Genomic DNA, 16918 nt, shown 5'->3' on the forward strand with positions numbered 1-16918 from the left:
CCAGGCAAAAAAATCGCCCGGCCGAGGCAGACCTCGACCGGGCGGTTTTTTGTTCAGTCGGCGGTCAATACACCGCGACGTACCTGGTCACGCTCGATCGACTCGAACAACGCCTTGAAGTTGCCCTCCCCGAACCCATCGTCGCCCTTACGCTGGATGAATTCGAAGAACACCGGGCCCATCAGGGTTTCCGAGAAAATCTGCAGCAACAGGCGCTTGTCACCTTCAATGGACGAGCCGTCCAACAGAATGCCACGCGCTTGCAGTTGGTCCACGGGTTCGCCGTGGTTCGGCAGGCGGCCTTCGAGCATTTCGTAGTAGGTATCCGGCGGTGCCGTCATGAAGCGCATGCCCATGCGCTTCAACGCGTCCCAGGTCTTGACCAGGTCGTCGGTGAGGAACGCCACGTGCTGGATGCCCTCGCCGTTGAACTGCATCAGGAACTCTTCGATCTGCCCTGCGCCCTTGGACGACTCTTCGTTCAACGGGATGCGGATCATGCCATCCGGGGCGCTCATGGCCTTGGAAGTCAGGCCGGTGTATTCACCCTTGATGTCGAAGTAGCGGGCTTCACGGAAATTGAACAGCTTCTCGTAGAAGTTGGCCCAGTAAGCCATGCGCCCGCGGTACACGTTGTGGGTCAAGTGATCGATGACCTTGAGGCCGGCGCCTACCGGGTTGCGCTCCACGCCTTCGAGGTACACGAAATCGATGTCATAGATCGAGCTGCCCTCACCGAACCGGTCGATCAGGTACAGCGGTGCTCCGCCAATCCCCTTGATGGCCGGCAGGTTCAGTTCCATCGGCCCGGTTTCGATATGGATCGGTTGCGCGCCCAACTCCAGGGCACGGTTGTAGGCTTTTTGTGAATCCTTGACGCGAAACGCCATGCCACACACCGACGGGCCGTGTTCGGCGGCGAAATACGAGGCGATGCTGTGGGGCTCGTTGTTGAGGATCAGGTTGATCTCGCCCTGGCGATACAGCTCCACGTTCTTGGAACGGTGGGTCGCGACCTTGGTGAAGCCCATGATCTCGAAGATCGGTTCCAGGGTGCCGGGGGTGGGCGATGCGAATTCAATAAATTCAAAGCCCATCAGGCCCATCGGGTTTTCGTATTGGTCTGCCATGTTCGGCGCCTCATCATGCTTATGATTAACGGATATCAATTGCCAGCAAGGATGAAGCGCGAGGGCGGTGCACACGAGAGGCCCCGCACGCTGCGGGCGAGGAAATCACCAAAGATGAGGGGGGAGCCGAGTAGCTTCATGGTTACATCAGTCTCTGACGGCCGAGGCTTGCGTGAGCGCAAGTCCATATTCTTGTATGCGTAAATCGATTCTACACAGCGTAACCGAGTTTGTCCGTACTCTTATCAAATCCCCATTGCCCTGACCCGCGCAAGGGGTTTGTTGCACAGGTAGATCCCCAGCAGGATGACCGCGCCCCCCATCAGCATCGGCGCAGTCAGAGGCTCTCCCAGCAGCAACGCGCCACAGATCACGGCCGTCAGCGGATTGAGCGCGATAAATACCCCGGAACGTGTCGCGCCAATGCGCCGGATACCCTCGTAGTAGCCGATATACGCCAGGGCCGAGCCCAGCACACCCAGGTACAGTAAGCTCAAGAGTTGTGGCAGATGAACGTTGCCGAGTGCTGCGGTGGTGAAGCTTCCCGTGGCCAACGTGGCAGTGCCCAGCATCGACGTCCCCAGCAATATCGACCAGGTCACCGTCTGCAAGGGGCCCAGGCTTTGGTTGAGTCCACGAGACAGCAGCGAGTAGACGCCCCACCCCGCCACGCAGCCGAGAATGAGCAGGTCGCCGATCCAGGCGTGGCTGGCCCCCTGCAACACGTGCGGGTTGCGGCTGACGATCACCGCCGCCGCGCCAACCAGGCACAACACGATGCCCAGCCACTGGGCGCGACCCAGGCGCTCCTTGAACCACAGCCAGGACGCCAGGCCGATCACCGCCGGGTTCAGCGCGACGATCAGTGATGCCCGCGAAGCATTGATGTACTGCAGCCCATAGAAGAAGCACAGGTTGTAGAAAAAGATCCCAAAAAACCCCAATACCGCCAACCGTGCCAGTTGGCGGGGGCTTGGGCGTACCAGCGCAATGCGCGCGCAAGCCAGGTACAGCAGCAGCGCCAGGCTCGCCAGGAGAAAACGCAGGCTGGCGGCCAGCAATGGATTGATCTGATCGGCCAGGTAACGCCCGGCGACGAAGGTGCCGCCCCAGACCATGGTGACGGCGGCGAGTTTGCAGTAAGTCAGGCGATCCGGGGTGGGGCTCATAGAAAGTTGCTCGAGGGACGAAAGAATGCAGTTATTCTTTTGCTAATACTTCCTCATCGTAAAATGAGTGTTTGCTCATGACACTGACTCAATTGGAAATTTTTGCCCTGGTTGCCGAGCTGCAAGGCTTTACCAGTGCGGCCCACCGGCTGGGCATCAGCCAATCTGCGGTATCCCACGCCATCAAGGCGCTGGAGCAGGAGTTGGGCGTGGAACTGTTTCGACGTCACCAGACCCTGGTGGAGCCGAGCGATATTGGCCAGCAATTACTCGGGCGCGCCCGTGCCATGCTGGGCCTGGCCAACACCCTGCAACAGGAGGCCGCCGATGCTCGAGGCATGAAGCGCGGCACCTTGCGCATCGGTTCGTTTGGGCCCACTGCGTCGAATCGCTTGCTGCCGAGCATTCTCAGGCGGTTTCGCGCAGCGCATCCCGGCATCGAAGTGCACGTGGACGAGGGGCCTGATCGGCAAGTACTCCAGTGGCTGGATGAGCGGCGTATCGACGTCGGTTTCGTGGTACTGGAACAAGAGCGCCTCGACACCTTTGCGGTGTTCGAAGACCAGTTGGTGGCGCTGTTGCCCGCCGATCATCCCCTGGCCGCACGAGAGGCCTTGACCCTGCGAGACCTGTGTGACGATCCGTTCATTCTCACCGAGGCCGGCTCCTCGGAGTTGGTCACTCGCCTGTTCAGCGCGGCCCGGTTGCAGCCGAAGGTACGCTATCGCTGCGCCCAACTGCTCAGCACCCTGGAAGCGGTCAGTCGTGGCGATGGCCTGAGCATCGTGGCAGAAGCCTCGTTACCGCAGGCAAGCGACCCGCGTTATGTCAAACGCGCGTTGTCACCCCGCGTGCCGCGCCAGATCGGCCTGGCCGTGCTGGACCGGCGTCAGTCGTCTCCTGCCACGCTGGCCTTTATCGCGATGGCACAGGCCCCGGGAATGGCGAGCATATTTCCAGCCGGCCATCTATCATCGACGCATCCCTGACCGGCCTACCGGTACATTCCCCCACTGTGTAACAGGCCGTAGAACTCATGCCGCTCACCGTCCAAGGTCCTCGAAAGCCCTTCACACGCTACTCGATCAGTGCATTGTCCGGGCTGCTGCCGATCCTGATGGGTGTCGTCATCCTGTACTGGCAAGCCGAACGCACGCTTGAACAGAGCACGGCCCAGACGGCCCAGGAGGCCGTGCGCCAGTTCGACCTGATGCTCGACAACACCGCACTGGCGGCCCAAGCCTTGCTCCCGCTGGCCGGCCAACCCTGCGACGCCGCTACGCAATTGGCCTTGCGCGAACAGGTCACGCGCCGACCGTTCGTACGCGCCACCACCTTGTCCTGGCAGGAAAACATCTATTGCAGCTCATTGTTCGGCAGCCACTACGCATCGCAGGTCAATCCGGATGATTATGTGGACGGTCGCCTGTGGTTGATGAATGGCAACCCGGTCACACCGGATACCGCGCTGCTGGTCTATCGCCTGGTCGAAGGCGACCAAGGTGCCTTTGCCTCGATCGATGGCTACCACCTGACCAACGCCCTGCGCCTGATCAGCCGCTATGCGCAATTGGTCCTGCAAGTGGGCCCCCATTGGCTGGACGCTGAGGGCAACGTGCATGACACGGCCGTGCCGCAGTTCGCGGTGGCCCATCACCACCTGGTCTCGCCGCGCTATCACTACAGTGTCGAAGCCGGTATGCCGGCGGGCGAAACCTGGCGTTATATGCAAGCGCGCTACCCGGCGATGTTCAGCCTGGTCGTGTTCTTCGGCATCCTGGCGGGCCTGCTTGCGCACTGGCTGCAAAAACGCGTGTCGGCCCCCTCCCATGAGTTACAGCGCGCGTTGGGGGCCAACGAGTTCATGCCTTATTTTCAACCCGTGGTCCGCGGCGATACCCGCCAGTGGGCGGGCTGTGAAGTGCTGATGCGCTGGAAACACCCCAAGGAAGGCCTGGTGCGCCCCGACCTGTTCATTCCGCTGGCCGAGGATTGCGGCCTGATCGTACCGATGACCCGCGCGCTGCTACGCCAAACAGCCGCGCAACTGGCGCCCCATGCCGCGCGCTTCAGCCCAGGCTTTCATATCGGCGTGAATATTACCGCCCGCCACTGCGAGGACCTGGCGCTCGTGGAAGACTGCCGGGAGTTTCTGGCGGCCTTCACGCCTGGCCAGGTCACACTGGTACTGGAGCTGACCGAACGTGAGTTGATCGAGCCCACGGACATCACCCGCCGCCTGTTCGACGCCTTGCATGCGCTGGGCGTCATGATCGCCATCGACGACTTCGGCACGGGTCATTCCAGCCTGGGTTACTTGCGTAACTTCAATGTGGACTACTTGAAGATCGATCAAAGTTTTGTCGCCATGATCGGTGTGGACGCGCTCTCGCGGCACATCCTGGACAGCATCATAGAACTGTCCGTCAAGCTCGACCTGGGCATCGTTGCCGAAGGCGTGGAAACAGCAGAGCAATGTGAATACCTTGCCGCACACGGTGTGCACTTCCTACAGGGTTATCTGTTTGGTCGTCCTTTACCTTGTGATGAATTCATTAAATCCCTGGCCCGCCATTGAATAGCCAGCGACTAATACGATGAAATAATGTTGTTCAGACAAAAGACATGATTTACTCATGACGGATTAACTACTACAATTTTTCTTGCCTGTGCAGAAGTCCGCAGGACGGCTTTTTCCTCGAGTCGCCTTAACGCGCTTGGCTTGTAGCTTTGTCTGCAGTTGATATCAGTCAAATACACTATTGGAGTACAGATTTTGTCCAGACTCGCCGAATTTCGCGCAGCAGAAAAAGCCCTTCAAGAACAGCTTGCCCAGCTGGAGTCCTTGAAGAACGATGCCGGCCTGAAGAAAGAAATCGAATTCGAAGAAAAGCTTCAAGCGCTCATGAAGAGCTATGGCAAAGGGCTGCGCGATATCATCTCGATCCTCGATCCCAACCTGGGCAAGGCCGGTGCGTCGGTTGTCGCCGCACCAAAACAGCGCCGCGCACGCGTGGTCAAGGTTTACCAAAACCCGCACACCGGCGAACTGATCGAAACCAAGGGCGGCAATCACCGCGGCCTGAAAGCCTGGAAAGAACAGTATGGCGCCGCCACTGTAGACTCCTGGCTTCGCGGCTGATCCACCGCACTAACAAAAAGCCTCGCATAAGCGAGGCTTTTTATTTTCGAGTTCGAAAACGAACTTAAATAACATTTCATTCGGTTCAAAAACGATTGATGTAACGCCATCAAAGTTTCAAGCTGTCACGCACCGAACTGACTTCATCCTTGCTCGCTTCGTAAGCTTGCGCTTGGCCCGCGTATGAAAATACATAGGCTTTATCGACATCAACAGCGCCCACCAATGTTTGCGACAGCACATGCCGCCCGTTTTCGGTAATCACGCAAGTAGTTTCGAGCGCATCGAGGCGACTCAACGTCGTGGGGTGCATCTTGGTGCAAACGCTTTGATAACCGCCTTGGGCAAAATCCTTCTGGATGGATTTACGCATTTCCAGCAATACCCCCTGAAGATTAACTTTATGCCCGGCCTCGATCGGCGTGCCAGTCAACTCCATGACCATCAGGGTGCTGCCGTTTTCATCGTTCTTGATGGCCCGTTGGCGCGACACGGCGGCAGGGTTGGCGGGTGCCTGGTCGTCGGGCACCACCTCCTCCACCTGCCAGCCACTGGGCCAATGAATTTCCGGGTCGGCCGCCAGCACAAAGGGGCTGCCCATCAGCAAACACAAGGAACTCAACAGCGGTCTACGAAATTCGATCATTGCAAAAAACGCCCAAGGTTCAAGCGACAAAGTTTGAGCCTCGGCACCCACGGGCCGCAAGGTCCGTGTGGGCTTTTTCATTTGGCGCTGCGCGCAGGCCTTGCGTATCATGGTTCGGCTGCACGGATGCCAGCCGCAAGCCAAGGGACCGCTCATCTCACATCGAGCCGCATTTGCCCGATTTTTTCCTGGAGGGCCCATGAGCCTGCACGATCTGAACACTTTCCCGGGCGTCACCGCCCAACCTGACACCGCCACCGCGAACTTCGTGTTCAACCACACCATGCTGCGGGTCAAGGACATTACCAAATCGCTGGATTTCTACACCCGCGTACTGGGTTTCTCCCTGGTTGAAAAACGCGACTTCCCGGAAGCCGAATTCAGCCTGTACTTCCTGGCGTTGGTGGATAAGGCCCAGATCCCGGCCGACGCTGCCGAGCGCACCCAGTGGATGAAGTCGATCCCAGGCATCCTGGAACTGACCCACAACCATGGCACCGAAAACGATGCCGACTTTGCCTACCACAACGGCAACACCGATCCGCGCGGCTTTGGCCATATCTGCATTTCGGTGCCGGATATCGTGGCGGCATGCGAACGTTTCGAAGCCTTGGGTTGCGATTTCCAGAAGCGCCTGACCGATGGTCGCATGAAAAGCCTGGCGTTCATCAAGGACCCGGATGCGTACTGGGTTGAGATCATTCAGCCAGCGCCGCTGTAAACGAAAAAACCCCATGATCGCTCATGGGGTTTTTCATTTCCGGGCCCGGATTTACGCCGGAGCGGACGTCCGAATCAGGTGATCGAACGCACTCAGGGAAGCCTTGGCGCCCTCTCCAACCGCGATCACAATCTGCTTGTACGGCACCGTGGTCACGTCACCGGCAGCGAATACACCGGGCAATGAGGTTTCGCCACGGGCGTCGACAATGATCTCGCCACGGGGCGTCAGCTCCACGGTGCCTTTGAGCCAGTCGGTGTTGGGCAGCAAGCCGATCTGCACAAAGATGCCTTCCAACTCGAGGGTCTTGAACTCGCCGCTGTCGCGATCCTTGTATGCCAGGCCGGTGACTTTCTGGCCATCCCCCTTGACTTCACTGGTCAACGCGCTGGTGATCACGTCAACGTTGGGCAGGCTGTACAACTTGCGTTGCAGCACCGCATCGGCGCGCAGCTTGCTGTCAAACTCGAGCAGCGTGACGTGGCTGACGATACCTGCCAGGTCAATGGCGGCTTCGACGCCGGAGTTACCGCCGCCAATCACGGCCACGCGCTTGCCTTTGAACAGCGGGCCATCGCAGTGCGGGCAGAAACACACGCCCTTGGCCTTGTATTCCTGCTCCCCCGGCACACCCATTTCGCGCCAGCGGGCGCCAGTGGCCAGGATCACTGTCTTGGACTTGAGCGTCGCACCGCTTTCAAAGCGAATTTCGTGCAGCTCACCGGCATTTTTCGCCGGGATCAGGCTGCTGGCGCGCTGCAGGTTCATGATGTCGACGTCGTACTGGCGCACATGGGCTTCGAGCGCGCTGGCCAGTTTCGGCCCTTCGGTTTCCTGTACCGAAATAAAGTTCTCGATGGACATGGTGTCCAGCACCTGACCGCCGAAACGTTCGGCTGCCACGCCGGTACGGATGCCTTTGCGCGCTGCGTAGATGGCGGCTGCCGAACCGGCCGGGCCACCACCGACGACGAGTACATCAAAGGCGTCCTTGGCGCTGATTTTCTCAGCGGCTTTTTCGATGCCGCTGGTGTCGAGCTTGGCGAGGATTTCTTCCAGGCCCATGCGGCCTTGGCCGAAGTTCACCCCGTTGAGGTAGACACTGGGCACCGCCATGATCTGGCGCTCATCGACTTCCGCCTGGAACAGCGCGCCGTCGATGGCGACGTGGCGTATGTTCGGGTTCAGCACAGCCATCAGGTTCAGCGCCTGGACCACGTCCGGGCAGTTCTGGCAGGACAGCGAGAAGTACGTCTCGAAGCTGAACTCGCCTTTAAGGGCGCGAATCTGTTCAATCACTTCGACACTGGCCTTCGACGGGTGGCCACCGACTTGCAGCAGGGCCAACACCAACGAAGTGAATTCATGGCCCATGGGGATACCGGCGAAACGCAGGCTGATATCGGCACCCGGGCGGTTGATGGAGAACGACGGCTTGCGCGCATCATCGCCATCGGTTTTCAGGGTAATCAGCGTGGTGAGGCTGGTTACGTCCTGCAAAAGGGCAAGCATTTCCTGGGATTTCGCGCCGTCGTCGAGGGAGGCGACGATCTCGATCGGCTGGGTGACCCGTTCCAGGTATGACTTCAACTGAGCTTTAAGATTGGCGTCCAACATACGGGCGATTTCCTGTTCATTCGGTTTATTGCAGACAAAAAAACGCCCGAGCGTATCTCGCCCGGGCGTTTCGAGGGCGGTGTTGCTTACTTAGGTGCGGTAATCCGCCCTTGATACTTCACAGACTTAGATCTTGCCGACCAGGTCCAGGGACGGCGCCAGGGTGGCCTCGCCTTCTTTCCACTTGGCTGGGCACACTTCACCTGGGTGGGCAGCGACGTACTGGGCTGCCTTGATTTTGCGCAGCAGCTCGGAAGCGTCACGGCCAACACCACCGTCGTTCAGCTCAACGATCTTGATCTGACCTTCAGGGTTGATGACGAAGGTGCCGCGGTCTGCCAGGCCAGCTTCTTCGATCAGTACGTCGAAGTTGCGGGAGATGGTCAGGGTCGGGTCGCCGATCATGGTGTACTGGATCTTGCCGATGGCTGGCGAAGTGTTGTGCCAGGCAGCGTGAGCGAAGTGGGTGTCGGTGGAAACACTGTAGATTTCCACGCCCAGTTTCTGGAACTCGGCGTAGTTGTCAGCCAGGTCTTCCAGCTCGGTAGGGCAAACGAAGGTGAAGTCGGCTGGGTAGAAGAACACTACAGACCATTTGCCTTTCAGGTCAGCGTCGGTCACGTCTACGAAGTTGCCGTTTTTGTATGCGGTAGCTTTGAACGGTTTTACTTGGCTGTTGATGATAGGCATCGTTGACTCTCCGTCAGGGGTTAAGAAGTTGATGAAGTGAATCCTACCCACTCTTCTGGACGATGGCTCATTGGCAAACCTGATGCTGACGATTGGCTTTCTCTATCAGGCAACCGTATTAATAGAAGAAACATCAAATCAGCGCGGGAGTGGCCAAGGTCATGCCGAGAAAGGGTGTTGCTTCAACATAGCGCATGGCCGATTTCATGTCGCTCCAGCCGACGTAACTCATCAGCGACTTCAAATCCCAGCCGCTGCGATGGGCCCAGGTCGCAAAGCCGCGGCGCAGGGAGTGACTGGTGTAGTGCTCGGCAGCAATGCCCGCACGCTCAAGGGCCTGGCGCAGCAGCGGAATCACACTGTTGGGGTGCAACCCCTGCTCGCCCACGTTGCCCCAGCGGTCGATACCGCGAAATACCGGACCGCGCACCAGGGCCGACGCGCTGAGCCACTCGCTGTAGGCCTGCACCGGGCACAACCTTAGTAAAGCGGGGGTTTGGTAGGTCTTGCCGAGGTTGTCGCGATCGCTTTTGCTGCGTGGCAGATACAGGCTGATGCCGGCTCCGGGCACGGCCTGGACATGCTCGATGCTCAGCCGACATAACTCATCGCTGCGAAACCCCCGCCAGAAGCCCAGCAGGATCAGTGCAGTGTCGCGCTTGGCGCGCAACCATCGAGCTTGATCCTGAGCCTTGCCCGCCTCGATCGCCTCAACCTCAAGGGACGCCACCACTTGCTCCAGATGCTTGAGCTGCAACGGCTCGGCCTGTTTTTCCTGCGCAGGGTGCACGGCGCGAATGCCCTTGAGCACCTTGCGCACGACCGGCGCCTTGGTCGGGTCGGGGAACCCCTGGCTGGTGTGCCATTGCGCCAGCGCCGAGAGCCGCAGTTTCAAGGTGTTGACCGCCAATACCCCAGCGTGCGCCACCAGATAACGCGCCACGCTGTCGCTCGTCGCCGGCAGGAATCCGCCCCAGCTCACTTCGAAGTGCTCGGTGGCCGCGCGATAGCTGCGGCGCGTGTTATCGCGGGTGGCGGCGTTGAGGTAACGATCCAGATCGCTCATGAAAGGCCTATTCGTACTGCTATCGGGGGTATCGGCGGCTGAAACCTGTTTGACACGGGATAATACGCCAATATCCCATCTGTTAAATCATGAATTTGAACCCTATTTTATTCGTGATATAGTATGTATCTACATAATACGTACCACAGTACTAAATCGACGGAGACCCCATGGCTCGCGGCGGCATAAACAAAGCAGTAGTTCAAACGGCACGCCTGGCGATCCTTGCCCGCGGCGAGAACCCCAGCATCGATGCCGTGCGCATCGAAATGGGCAATACCGGCTCGAAAACCACGATTCATCGTTATTTGAAAGAATTGGATGAGAGTGAAACCCGCCTGACCATTACCGAAGCCCCCATCGACGAGGAGCTTGGCGAACTGGTGGCGCGCTTGGCCCAGCGCTTGAAAGAGAAAGCCCAGGAGCCGATTGACCTGGCCTTGGCGCAGTTTGAACAGCAGAAGACCGCCCTGCTCGCCCAGATCAAAGCGCTGGAAGAGGCCCACAGCCAGCTGCAGCAGCAATTCGATATCCAGGCCGCGGCCCTCGCCGAAGAAAGTGCCGCCCTGCAAACCGCCAGCACCAGCCTGCAGACCGAGCAAACCCGCAACGCCGGCCTCAGCCAGGCGTGCAGTGACTACGAGCTGCGGATCAGTGACAAGGACGAACAGATTCGCTCCCTGGAAGAAAAGCACCTGCATGCCAGGGATGCGCTGGAGCATTACCGCACTGCAATCAAGGAGCAGCGCGAGCAGGAACAGCGTCGCCATGAAGGCCAGCTGCAGCAGGTCCAGGCGGAACTGCGCCAGGCCCAGCAAAGCGCCATGGTGCGCCAGGACGAGATCACTCAACTGCACCGCGACAACGAGCGGTTGCTGATCGAGCAACGGGTAACAACGAAGGAACTCAGTGCATTGCAGGAGCAAATCCGCAAGGATCAGGCTCACCAGCTCAAGCTGAGCGAGCAGGTCAATCAGATCGACAACGAACGCACCGTGCTTCAGGAGCGCCTGCGCGTCGCAGTACTGGACAGTCAATCACGCCAGGAAGCGCTGATCGCCCACCAGCAGACGAACAAGGCGCTGGAACTGGACCTGATCAAGGCCCAGGCCACCATCGACGCGTTGCGCCTGGCGGCCGTCATTGCAACGGCGCCAGAGGCCACGCCTAAAGCCTGATCAGCCAGCCACGGGCGTGCGCATGGTGACGAACTCTTCCGCCGCCGTGGGGTGCACGCCGATGGTTTCATCGAAATGCTGCTTGGTCGCGCCCGCCTTGAGCGCGATCGCCAGGCCCTGCACGATTTCGCCGGCGTCTGGGCCAACCATATGGCAACCCAGCACTTTGTCGGTGTCGGCATCGACCACCAGCTTCATCAAGGTTTTCTCCTGACAGTCTGTCAGCGTCAGCTTCATCGGCCGGAACCGGCTTTCAAAGACCTGCACCGCATAGCCCTTTTCGTTCGCTTCTTCTTCCGTCAGGCCGACGGTGCCGATATTCGGCAAGCTGAACACCGCCGTCGGGATCATCGCGTAGTCCACCGGACGATATTGCTCAGGTTTGAACAAGCGACGCGCCACAGCCATGCCCTCGGCCAGGGCGACCGGGGTCAATTGCACGCGCCCTATCACATCGCCAATGGCCAGGATCGACGATTCGGCGGTCTGGTATAGGTCATCCACTTCGACAAAGCCGCGCTTGTCGAGTTTGACGCCAGTGTTTTCCAACCCCAGGTTATCCAGCATCGGACGACGGCCGGTGGCGTAGAACACACAATCGGCTTCCAGCACTCGACCATCTTTCAGCGTTGCCTTGAGGCTGCCATCGGCCTGCTTGTCGATGCGCTCGATATCGGCGTTGAACTGCAGGTCGAGGCCGCGCTTGGTCAGCTCTTCCTTCAAATGCGTACGCACCGAACCGTCGAAACCACGCAGGAACAGGTCGCCGCGATACAACAAGGAAGTGTGGGCCCCCAAGCCATGGAATATCCCGGCGAACTCGACGGCGATATAACCGCCCCCCACCACCAGCACACGCTTGGGCAGCTCTTTCAGGAAAAACGCCTCATTCGAACCGATCGCATGCTCGCGCCCCGGAATCTCAGGGATCTGCGGCCAGCCGCCCGTGGCGATCAGGATATGCTTGGCGGTGAAGCGCTCACCATTGATCTCCACCTGATGCGGGTCGACCAGCCGTGCGTGCCCCTCATGCAGGGTGACGCCGCTATTGACCAGCAGGTTGCGATAGATGCCATTGAGACGGTTGATCTCGCGATCCTTGTTGGCGATCAGGGTCGCCCAATCAAAGTTCGCCTCCCCCAGGGACCAGCCAAAGCCACTGGATTGCTGGAAATCTTCGGCAAAATGCGCGCCGTACACCAACAGCTTCTTCGGCACGCAGCCGACGTTCACGCAGGTACCTCCCAGGTAGCGGCTTTCTGCGACAGCCACCTTGGCACCAAAACCGGCGGCAAAGCGCGCCGCACGAACGCCACCGGAACCGGCGCCAATTACATACAGGTCAAAATCGTAGGCCATTTCACTCTCCTCGGCAGGCCATCAGCATACCGACTTACATGGGGCTGAAAAACGAAAAAGCCACCCGAAGGTGGCTTTCTCTAGCGTTCGTACTTTAAATCAGGCGGGCAACCGTGAATCAGTAAGCCTTGCCAGTCTTGTAGAAGTGCTCGTAGCAGAAGTTGGTCGCTTCGATGTAGCCTTCGGCACCACCGCAGTCAAAGCGGCGACCTTTGAACTTGTAGGCAATCACGCAACCGTCTTTGGCCTGCTTCAACAGGGCGTCGGTGATCTGGATTTCGCCACCCTTGCCTGGCTCGGTTTCTTCGATCAGCTTGAAGATGTCCGGGGTCAGGATGTAACGACCGATGATCGCCAGGTTCGACGGCGCATCTTCCGGTGCTGGCTTCTCGACCATGTCGCGTACGCGGATCAGGCCGTCGCCAATGTCGTCGCCAGCGATCACGCCGTACTTGTTGGTTTCCTGAGGGTCAACCTCTTGAACCGCGACGATGGTGCAACGGTATTTCTGGTACAGCTTGACCATTTGGGTCAGGACGCCGTCGCCTTCCAGGTTTACACACAGGTCATCCGCGAGGACCACGGCGAACGGTTCGTCACCGATCAGTGGGCGGCCGGTGAGGATGGCGTGGCCGAGGCCTTTCATCTGGGTCTGGCGGGTGTACGAGAACGAGCACTCGTCGAGCAGTTTACGGATGCCGACCAGGTATTTTTCCTTGTCGGTGCCCTTGATCTGGTTTTCCAGCTCGTAGCTGATGTCGAAGTGGTCTTCCAGCGCGCGCTTACCGCGGCCAGTAACGATAGAGATTTCGTTCAAGCCGGCATCCAGTGCCTCTTCGACGCCGTACTGAATCAGTGGCTTGTTCACCACCGGCAGCATCTCTTTGGGCATGGCCTTGGTCGCTGGCAAGAAGCGAGTGCCGTAACCGGCTGCTGGGAACAAGCATTTCTTGATCATATGAGTCCTTACAAAGGGCTGTGCGTACGGAATTCGGCGCAGTCTAATCAGGCCGCAGTCACCTTACAATGGGTCCTGCTGGCGTTGCGATGTCAACATAGAGAAAAAATGTCGTCGTAAGTTCCGCTAATCCTACGAAGCGCTTCACTAACGACACCTCCAAATCAGATTTTTCCTCCGATTTAAAAGGGACCCAACCTTTTTAGCACGCTTTTCGGCGCCAGACATTGACATGGAATAACTTCGGCGAGCCTGCGACATTTGGCGCTATCATTACGCCTTTGAATCCGACCACGAGATTGTTAATAGATGTCAGAACCCAAAGGCGTAAATGGCTACCTGATCACCCAGCGTGCGGACGGCTGGCACCTGATCAACTTCCACGGAGACAGCGTCGCCGGCACATTCGCGACCGAACGTGAAGCGATTGCGGTTGCCGAAGTGTTCGTGGATGAAGCAGGCCACGCGTCGAGCAAGCGCCCGAAGGGCAAGTAAACCTCGCCGCCCAGCGCATAAAGCCCCGTTCAATGGGGCTTTTTTGTGTTTGTCTGTACCTACATGGCAGTTCGCTATAATCTTCCGCAAACGCCCCACGACAGTGTCCGCGCTCCTTCCAACACCTTTGACGACGAACACACATGAACAAGATTCTGGCCCTGACTGCGGTACTGGCGCTTACCGGTTGCACCACCACCTCTGACGTCTATCTGAAAAACGGCGAACAGGGGCTGACCATCGATTGCTCGGGCGAAGCCAACTCCTGGGCCAGTTGCTACGAAAAGGCTGACGCCTCCTGCGCGGGCACCGGTTATCGCATCGTCGGTACCGAGGGTACGCCGGCGTTGAGTGAAGATGACAAGACCCTGGGCAAGGATGTCGGCAACTTCAAAAGCCGCAGCGTGGTAGTGGTCTGCAAGTAGGCGCAAGTGCCCTACATGTGAATTTCCGCAAACTTGATGCCGAGGCCGCGAATGGTCTCGATCAGGTCGTCCAGGCGCTGGAACGACTCCACCTCATCCTGATCATCCACCAGGAAAAAACTGCGCCCACCGCTTTTCTTGAAGAATACGATCCACTCGCCTGGATCGGCGGGGTTCTGGATGACATGGGTGGCCGAAATCTGACCCTCGGCATGTTGGGCTCTGACGTGTTCGCGTTTCATGACAGGTTTCCACATAAAGACAAATGCCGCGCAAACCCAAGGCTTGAGCGGCATTTTTGCATTGAATGACCGACAGTTTAACGGACGCCCTGCCCGATCAGCACGCCCTCTGCGGTTTGAGCGTAAAGATTGACCCCCGCGTGGCCGCTCGTGGCTGTTGACGTAGGCTGCTCCGTCCCAGGCAGGCACCCAGGCTCCGGTTGTAACGCTTGGCGGGTGGCGACAACTCATAAAAAAGCCTGGCGCTGTTACGACAGGGCCAGGCTTCTTTTATCGGATTCAAGGGGCGGCGGGTTCACGCGACTTAGCCGGAAATGCACTCTTCACCGGCCTTCTTAACGTCACCCGGACGGATAGGCACGTTGGACATGCTCTCGTAGAGCTTGATGCTGCTGCCACTGGAACGCTCTTCGATCTCGAAAATCGCAGAAGGGTCGGCGGAGAACTTCTGTGGCACGATGACTTGTACCCCCTCCTTATGAGGTTCGATCTGCGGCGGCCGGCGCGTCGTGGACAGTTTACGCACCACACAGGCAGCATATTCCTGTGGTTTTTTCCCGGATATAACCGCCAACGTCGGCGGGGTCTGCTTGATGTCTGCAACCGAAGCACACCCACCTAGCGCCAGGGCCAGAACCAACACACTCCACTTCATAAAAAACCTCCGATAAAGACCCTACGACAGCGGGGATGGTAATTTTCTCCCGCCAAAGTAGGATTTATCCCTGATAACTCGGTAGATAACTGTTTTAAATTGTCAAAGTCGTCGACGACGGCCCGATAATAAACGCGCTGGGGCTGATAAACTCCATCTTAACCTACGTATCGTTCTGATTTTTCAGAAAAAGCCCTTCTGGAGACACCCCCATGAAATTCATCCACCAGCGCGAGCACCTCAACGAAGGAGACATCGTTGTTATCGAATGCTCGCAAACGTGCAACATTCGCCTGATGAGCGACGCCAACTTTCGCAGCTTCAAAAATGGCGGGCGCCACACCTACCACGGCGGCGCTTTCGACAAATTCCCGGCAAAAATCACCGCGCCGAGCACCGGGTTCTGGAACATCACCCTGGACGTCGTGACCCGCCGCGCCATCAGCGTCACCCGTAAACCCACCTTGTCCCACAAGATCCGCATCGTTCGTCGCACCAGCTCCAAACTGAGCTGATCCGGACTCTCGACAGGAAAAAAGCTGTGACCACCACCAAATACGTCATCAAGTACAAGCTCAACGGCGAGCGTCGTTTTGAATTTGCCCAGTTGCACACCAACAGCGTTGAAGAAGCCAAGCAAGCCCTGGCAAAAATTCACGATGCCAACGACGAAATCACCGACATCAATGTGAGCAAGGCGCTGTAAGGACATGACCGGCCCTACCGCTGACCTGTTTGCCGATGATGCGCTGCAACAACCGCAGAAGCGCGAGCAGATTGGCGAACAGTCCTACGTCCTCAGAGGTTATGCCCTGCCCTGGATTGAGCGCCTCCTACCCGAATTGCGCCGTGTACTGGCGCAATCGCCATTTCGCAAGATGGTCACCCCAGGCGGATTTACCATGTCGGCGGCCTTGAGCAGCTGCGGCGAATTGGGCTGGAACACGGATGCCAACGGCTACCGCTACAGCGCGCTGGACCCGCGCAACCAGCAGCCTTGGCCGGCACTGCCCGACGCGATGCGCCAACTGGCGGTGCAGGCGGCCGCGCAAGCCGGGTTCAACGACTTTGTGCCCGACGCCTGCCTGATCAACCGTTACGTGCCAGGGGCAAAGATGTCATTGCATCAGGACAAAAACGAGCGCCGCTACTCGGCGCCCGTCGTGAGTGTGTCCCTGGGGCTACCGGCGATCTTCCTGTTTGGTGGCCATGAACGCAGCGACAAGGCGCAAAAAGTCTCGTTGTTCCACGGCGATGTGGTGGTGTGGGGCGGTGTCGATCGCTTGCGTTTCCATGGGGTGATGCCGATCAAGGATGGCGTGCATCCCATCATGGGCCCGCAACGTATCAACCTGACCTTTCGCACCGCCGGCTGATTTGACCGCAAGCTTCAGAGTGCCAGGCCGAGGCGTCCCGACTAATCTG

At 58.6% G+C, this 16918-nt stretch carries 20 protein-coding genes and 1 pseudogene; 10 read left to right on the plus strand and 11 right to left on the minus strand.

The features are described from left to right. Positions 1-53: 53 nt before the first annotated feature. Together hppD and QU606_RS19860 are read right to left on the minus strand one after the other, a co-directional pair. Complete coding sequence (gene hppD / locus QU606_RS19855; protein WP_024075360.1) at positions 54-1130, minus strand: 4-hydroxyphenylpyruvate dioxygenase; 1077 nt, start codon at positions 1128-1130, stop codon at positions 54-56. A 245-nt stretch (positions 1131-1375) separates the two neighbouring features. Beyond that, positions 1376-2299 (minus strand): DMT family transporter, encoded by a 924-nt coding sequence (locus tag QU606_RS19860; RefSeq protein WP_277377952.1) that lies wholly within the window; start codon positions 2297-2299, stop codon positions 1376-1378. A 77-nt stretch (positions 2300-2376) separates the two neighbouring features. Between QU606_RS19860 and QU606_RS19865 the strand changes: the two genes are divergently transcribed. From QU606_RS19865 to QU606_RS19875, 3 genes are all read left to right on the plus strand, one after another. Next, on the plus strand, positions 2377-3288 hold the full coding sequence (locus QU606_RS19865) for a LysR family transcriptional regulator (RefSeq protein WP_024075358.1): 912 nt from the start codon (positions 2377-2379) through the stop codon (positions 3286-3288). Between the two features lie 47 nt (positions 3289-3335). Beyond that, positions 3336-4877 (plus strand): EAL domain-containing protein, encoded by a 1542-nt coding sequence (locus QU606_RS19870; protein ID WP_277377951.1) that lies wholly within the window; start codon positions 3336-3338, stop codon positions 4875-4877. 198 nt (positions 4878-5075) lie between these two features. Then, positions 5076-5441, plus strand: coding sequence for a histone-like nucleoid-structuring protein, MvaT/MvaU family (locus QU606_RS19875; RefSeq protein ID WP_024075356.1), 366 nt, complete (start codon positions 5076-5078; stop codon positions 5439-5441). Between the two features lie 109 nt (positions 5442-5550). Here QU606_RS19875 and QU606_RS19880 read toward each other — a convergent pair whose 3' ends face one another. Then, on the minus strand, positions 5551-6087 hold the full coding sequence (locus QU606_RS19880) for a DUF4946 domain-containing protein (protein WP_069076032.1): 537 nt from the start codon (positions 6085-6087) through the stop codon (positions 5551-5553). 199 nt (positions 6088-6286) lie between these two features. Here QU606_RS19880 and gloA point away from each other — a divergent pair, with 199 nt between their 5' ends. Then, positions 6287-6808 (plus strand): lactoylglutathione lyase, encoded by a 522-nt coding sequence (gene gloA, locus QU606_RS19885; RefSeq protein WP_024075354.1) that lies wholly within the window; start codon positions 6287-6289, stop codon positions 6806-6808. 51 nt (positions 6809-6859) lie between these two features. On the opposite strand, the gene ahpF is transcribed toward gloA, so the two are convergent. The 3 genes from ahpF to QU606_RS19900 form a co-directional block, all read right to left on the minus strand. Next, positions 6860-8425: an alkyl hydroperoxide reductase subunit F gene (ahpF, locus tag QU606_RS19890; RefSeq protein WP_069076033.1), complete on the minus strand. Its 1566-nt coding sequence runs from the start codon at positions 8423-8425 to the stop codon at positions 6860-6862. A gap of 126 nt (positions 8426-8551) precedes the next feature. Next, entirely contained in the window at positions 8552-9115 is a 564-nt protein-coding gene (gene ahpC, locus QU606_RS19895) for an alkyl hydroperoxide reductase subunit C (protein ID WP_003173835.1), read from the minus strand. A gap of 133 nt (positions 9116-9248) precedes the next feature. Next, positions 9249-10181, minus strand: a complete 933-nt coding sequence (locus QU606_RS19900) for a site-specific integrase (protein ID WP_304997388.1) — start codon at positions 10179-10181, stop codon at positions 9249-9251. Between the two features lie 170 nt (positions 10182-10351). On the opposite strand from QU606_RS19900, the gene QU606_RS19905 reads away from it, so the two are divergent. Then, positions 10352-11359 (plus strand): DNA-binding protein, encoded by a 1008-nt coding sequence (locus QU606_RS19905; RefSeq protein ID WP_069076034.1) that lies wholly within the window; start codon positions 10352-10354, stop codon positions 11357-11359. Here QU606_RS19905 and gorA read toward each other — a convergent pair whose 3' ends face one another. Further along, entirely contained in the window at positions 11360-12718 is a 1359-nt protein-coding gene (gene gorA, locus QU606_RS19910; RefSeq protein ID WP_304997389.1) for a glutathione-disulfide reductase, read from the minus strand. It abuts the gene before it with no gap. Between the two features lie 118 nt (positions 12719-12836). After that, positions 12837-13676, minus strand: a complete 840-nt coding sequence (gene galU / locus QU606_RS19915) for a UTP--glucose-1-phosphate uridylyltransferase GalU (protein ID WP_003212579.1) — start codon at positions 13674-13676, stop codon at positions 12837-12839. Between the two features lie 309 nt (positions 13677-13985). On the opposite strand from galU, the gene QU606_RS19920 reads away from it, so the two are divergent. Beyond that, complete coding sequence (locus QU606_RS19920) at positions 13986-14171, plus strand: hypothetical protein (protein WP_016969599.1); 186 nt, start codon at positions 13986-13988, stop codon at positions 14169-14171. Between the two features lie 143 nt (positions 14172-14314). Continuing rightward, positions 14315-14596: a hypothetical protein gene (locus QU606_RS19925; RefSeq protein WP_024075349.1), complete on the plus strand. Its 282-nt coding sequence runs from the start codon at positions 14315-14317 to the stop codon at positions 14594-14596. Between the two features lie 11 nt (positions 14597-14607). Here QU606_RS19925 and QU606_RS19930 read toward each other — a convergent pair whose 3' ends face one another. The 3 genes and pseudogenes from QU606_RS19930 to QU606_RS19935 form a co-directional block, all read right to left on the minus strand. Then, positions 14608-14838 carry a hypothetical protein gene (locus tag QU606_RS19930; RefSeq protein ID WP_069076036.1) on the minus strand — a complete coding sequence of 77 codons (231 nt, stop codon included), beginning with the start codon at positions 14836-14838 and terminating at the stop codon, positions 14608-14610. A 77-nt stretch (positions 14839-14915) separates the two neighbouring features. Then, a pseudogene (locus QU606_RS33055) lies at positions 14916-15021 on the minus strand (cytochrome C); the annotation flags it as partial. A gap of 121 nt (positions 15022-15142) precedes the next feature. Beyond that, entirely contained in the window at positions 15143-15493 is a 351-nt protein-coding gene (locus tag QU606_RS19935) for a hypothetical protein (RefSeq protein ID WP_024075645.1), read from the minus strand. A 212-nt stretch (positions 15494-15705) separates the two neighbouring features. On the opposite strand from QU606_RS19935, the gene QU606_RS19940 reads away from it, so the two are divergent. The 3 genes from QU606_RS19940 to alkB are packed head-to-tail and all read left to right on the plus strand — an operon-like array spanning position 15706 to position 16869. Then, positions 15706-16008 (plus strand): DUF1883 domain-containing protein, encoded by a 303-nt coding sequence (locus tag QU606_RS19940; protein WP_024075646.1) that lies wholly within the window; start codon positions 15706-15708, stop codon positions 16006-16008. 26 nt (positions 16009-16034) lie between these two features. Next, the gene (locus QU606_RS19945; protein ID WP_168232635.1) at positions 16035-16199 is read left to right on the plus strand and encodes a hypothetical protein; all 165 of its coding nucleotides are present in this window, start codon (positions 16035-16037) and stop codon (positions 16197-16199) included. Positions 16200-16203: 4 nt separating this feature from the next. Then, positions 16204-16869, plus strand: coding sequence for a DNA oxidative demethylase AlkB (gene alkB / locus QU606_RS19950; protein ID WP_069076037.1), 666 nt, complete (start codon positions 16204-16206; stop codon positions 16867-16869). Positions 16870-16918 lie beyond the last annotated feature (49 nt).

The organism is Pseudomonas sp. OVF7, from assembly GCF_030644265.1.
In the GTDB taxonomy this organism is placed as follows: Bacteria; Pseudomonadota; Gammaproteobacteria; order Pseudomonadales; family Pseudomonadaceae; genus Aquipseudomonas; species Aquipseudomonas gorinensis.